The following is a 3,655-nucleotide window of genomic DNA, read 5'->3' as shown; positions in this document are numbered from 1 at the left end:
TCTTTGAAACGGCGGGTATAATTCTTTCCAAATGTAGAGAAATGAGGTACTGGATCTAACATGTCTAGTCCGAGAAACCAACGGTATGCAACGTTTACCTCGATCTCTTTCATGGTCTGACGCATACTTTTTATCCCATAGAGATACTGAATGAATGGTATCTTTATCAGCATGACGGGATCCATACTGGGACGACCGTTATCCGGACAGTATTTTTCTTCAACCAGATCATAAATAAAGTTCCAATTGATTGCTTTATCAATCAATCGCAGCATATGGTTTTGAGGTACCATGTCATCCATGGAAAACATCATCATTTGTTCTCTTTTTTTATCTGTATTTTTCGTCATCATAAAAAACACCGCCCTTCTGATATTTATTATATCAGAAAAGCGGTTCCAACAATAGCAAAACCCTGCAAAAGCAGGGCTTTGTCTACAGTCTGCGAAAGGCTCCTACGGAAGCCTTTCGTTATTTATATGGAGAAATTCTTAAAATTCCCAATATACTCTAGCTTTACGGCAGTATCTCAAGCCAGTATCCATCTGGATCTACAATGAAATAGATTCCCATTGTTTCATTTTCGAAACAAATACATCCCATCTCTTCATGCTTCTTATGCGCTACCTCGTAATTCTCTGCCTGGAATGCCAGGTGGAATTCGCATTCACCCAGATTATATGGCTGTGGATGATCTTTAAGCCAGGTAAGTTCCAACTCAAAATCACTTACATCATTGCTCAAATACACAATGATAAAATCATCGGTAGTCTTTCTTCTCACTTCGTGCAGATCAAGGGCCTCGTTGTAAAATTTAATAGATCGGTCCAGGTCTGATACATTGTAGTTTTCGTGAATCATCTTAAACTTCATAATTCTTCTCCTTTTGCACATTCTGTGTTGTTAATGCGTGATTTATATTGCGGATATTCCGTAATAAACCGCTTAATGACATTGGCATCATTCCAGTAATGCATTGGAAAAATGACATTGCAATCTACATTTTTAAGGAAATACAGTATCCCGTCGGCATAGTGATTTCCCTGTCTTGGATCTAATGGGACAAATGCAGCATCAAAATGCATACCCTTGATTTTCCTGATCTCCGCACGATATGCTGAAGTAAGTCTCTGGTTATCAGCTTTTGGCTCACCATCCCAATACCAGTCATTTAAGTCACCTGCATGATAAATGGTGCCTTCCTTTGTTTTGACAATAAATGCTACACCACTATCGTTAGATAGCAATGTATCGACTTGAGTGCCATTATCCAGATTATAAGTCTGATCATGATAAACATATGTGATCTTCATATCTGACAAATGTTTTCTTTTGCGTATATCTTTCGCCAAAATTGCCTGATATGTCATGCTCATATCATCAAGGATCTCAAAAATCACAGGATTAAAATGATCCTTATGAAAATGACTGCAAAAAACAATTACTTCTTTTTTCTTGTCAAGAAGTGGTAATTCACCCTTATAATAGTCAAAAATATAGTAGCAGTCTTTAGTTTCAATTAAAAATCCACTGTGGTTAATGTAAGTAATTTTCATCATATCACGTTTATAAAATAACTCCTTTTTCCCTATAAGCTTACAGACGAATACCTGGTGTTCATCCACGGCCCAGAAGATGTCTAATATTCTTTTGCAATTTCCTCTGTTATCTCATATATCTCTTTGAATCTTTCTAGGTCCTCCGGCGATCTGATCAGCATGATCTCTTCGATTTTTCCGGCCCGTATGTCTTTGAACCCTGCTACTTCTTCTCCGGTACAAATACTTGCACGAATAACTGGTTTCATATGTTCTCGGTCATATGTTTTTTTCACGATTTTCTTTTTAAATAATCCCATGCTACCTCCCCATCTCCGAATATCTTCGACAACAAGATCAACTATCTAATTCCTGGAACATTTTTCTGCATCAATCGCAAGTACGAACATCAACGCATCCAATGCATTTCCTGAATCCTGCACATCAATAACATATGTATCAGTCATATGAAACAGTTCTTTACTAACCCGTGCAATTGAATAATCGCTTTGATTAAGAATGCTATAGTCCCATTCCATAATGGTTCCATCAATATGCCATCCATTGTAATCAATATTATAATGTGGCGTCAGGAATGAAAATTCTTTGCTTAGGCATCCGATATAACTGCCGTTTTTATAAATTTCGAATTTAGGAAGAAAAGTAAATACTTTCTGAACAACCATTCCTACTTCGTTTCCATAGGCATCATAAATTACAAGTTTATGTCCCCAGGACAACTGACCTTTTACTACATAAACAGTGTTGCCTGCTTCGTCATAGATATCATAGCTGTCAAACCATGAAAACAACCGTTGTTTAAATAATAGCTTCATAACTTTTCATCGCTCTCTCCAACAGACATAATAGGTTCTTTATAAGTACCATAATACCATGCCATTACACCTTAAAAAACATGTAAATCGAAGAATTAACCCATCTTATTTCACGGATTATGATAAAACACATATTACCAGCTATAAATCTCTACTTGTTCACAAAAAGATATAAAAAAGACCATCTACTGCTTGTTTACGGTAAATGATCTTTTCATTGCAACATTTAATTAAATATCATACTGAGCCGCTTGTCACCCACGCAAACTGTTAAGGAAACAATCGGAGTTGGCGTAAACGAAAAAGCAGCCTTGAGTTCTGATAAAAACTGCCCTTTCGTTTACATCAATTTCGATTTTACCTTGGTGAACAAAGTCGCGTCCCTTTAGCTGATAGCTATGGGGATTCAATCGTTGCTCTTTTCCTTAAGTTTATCATACCGGATGTTTTGGTAAAAGTTTTTTTATTTAAGAAATCAATTTCAGGCATGACAAACAAACCTCCTATGCGGAAGTCATTTATTCTATGCAATTGTAGATTTTAACATCTCATATGTGCATGAAAAGAAGAACTGTATTTATCTTTGCGGGGTGATACCATATTCCCTCCGCAAGAAGAACATTTGCATACATCGATGTGATACAAAACCTTTATCATTTCTACTGCATTTAGATTTTTTAATGTAGAAATGTATTTCTTGCATCCAAGCAGGTTTCTGCAGAGAGTTATCTTTTTTCTCTTGTTTCTACATGATAGCAGACCATAGTGCCGGATTCTGACAAATCGTTTGGGTGGAACATGCATCATGAATCGACGGATGAATTCTTCTCCTGAAATTGTTTTCTCTTTCCAGCAGCCTTCGTTTTTATAGTCTTTTACTGCATATGTAACTGTCGTATCTGTCATGGATGTGATTCGCTGATTACTGATTGCTATCCTGTGGGTATATTTTCCAAGATAATTGATAACCGACTGTGCACCATTGAAAGTTTCTTTACAGTAAGTGACCCAGTTCTTTTCATAACACTTATCAATAAGTTCTTTAAAACGATAGCTGTTCTGATATTTCTCTGCTGTACCATGAAATTTAAGCTTAGAATCATTCCACAGGCTTTTTAACTCATCCAGATATTTTCCACGGAACACTTTTGAGATGACACCATATGGGAGAAAAAAATTTCCACCTGTTTCTTTCCATTTATTTTCATCATCAAGCCCACCTCCAAGAACAATGGTATGAATATGAGGATGATAATTCATTGCAGAGCCCCAGGTATGAAG

At 36.5% G+C, this 3,655-nt stretch carries 6 protein-coding genes; all 6 read right to left on the bottom strand.

The features are described from left to right. Positions 1–353: transposase (locus OCV61_RS18325; protein ID WP_158422942.1), on the bottom strand; the 353-nt coding region annotated here is incomplete at its 3' end. 163 nt (positions 354–516) lie between these two features. Further along, positions 517–873, bottom strand: coding sequence for a VOC family protein (locus OCV61_RS18320; RefSeq protein WP_158422941.1), 357 nt, complete (start codon positions 871–873; stop codon positions 517–519). Beyond that, a complete protein-coding gene (locus OCV61_RS18315) occupies positions 870–1,556 on the bottom strand; it encodes an MBL fold metallo-hydrolase (protein WP_158422943.1) in 687 nt (228 codons plus the stop codon). The genes OCV61_RS18320 and OCV61_RS18315 overlap by 4 nt, the downstream gene beginning before the upstream one ends. 83 nt (positions 1,557–1,639) lie before the next feature. Continuing rightward, positions 1,640–1,858 carry an aspartate dehydrogenase gene (locus OCV61_RS18310; RefSeq protein ID WP_158422940.1) on the bottom strand — a complete coding sequence of 73 codons (219 nt, stop codon included), beginning with the start codon at positions 1,856–1,858 and terminating at the stop codon, positions 1,640–1,642. 45 nt (positions 1,859–1,903) lie between these two features. Beyond that, positions 1,904–2,374 carry an LURP-one-related/scramblase family protein gene (locus tag OCV61_RS18305; protein ID WP_158422939.1) on the bottom strand — a complete coding sequence of 157 codons (471 nt, stop codon included), beginning with the start codon at positions 2,372–2,374 and terminating at the stop codon, positions 1,904–1,906. Between the two features lie 540 nt (positions 2,375–2,914). Then, positions 2,915–3,655 (bottom strand): IS91 family transposase (locus OCV61_RS18300; protein ID WP_262583440.1); only part of this gene is annotated, 741 nt, incomplete at its 5' end.

Source organism: Blautia ammoniilytica (assembly GCF_025566965.1).
GTDB classification, from domain to species: domain Bacteria; phylum Bacillota; class Clostridia; order Lachnospirales; family Lachnospiraceae; genus Blautia_A; species Blautia_A ammoniilytica.
The sequence above is the reverse complement of the archived record's forward strand: the minus strand, read 5'-3'. Positions and strand labels throughout refer to the sequence as shown.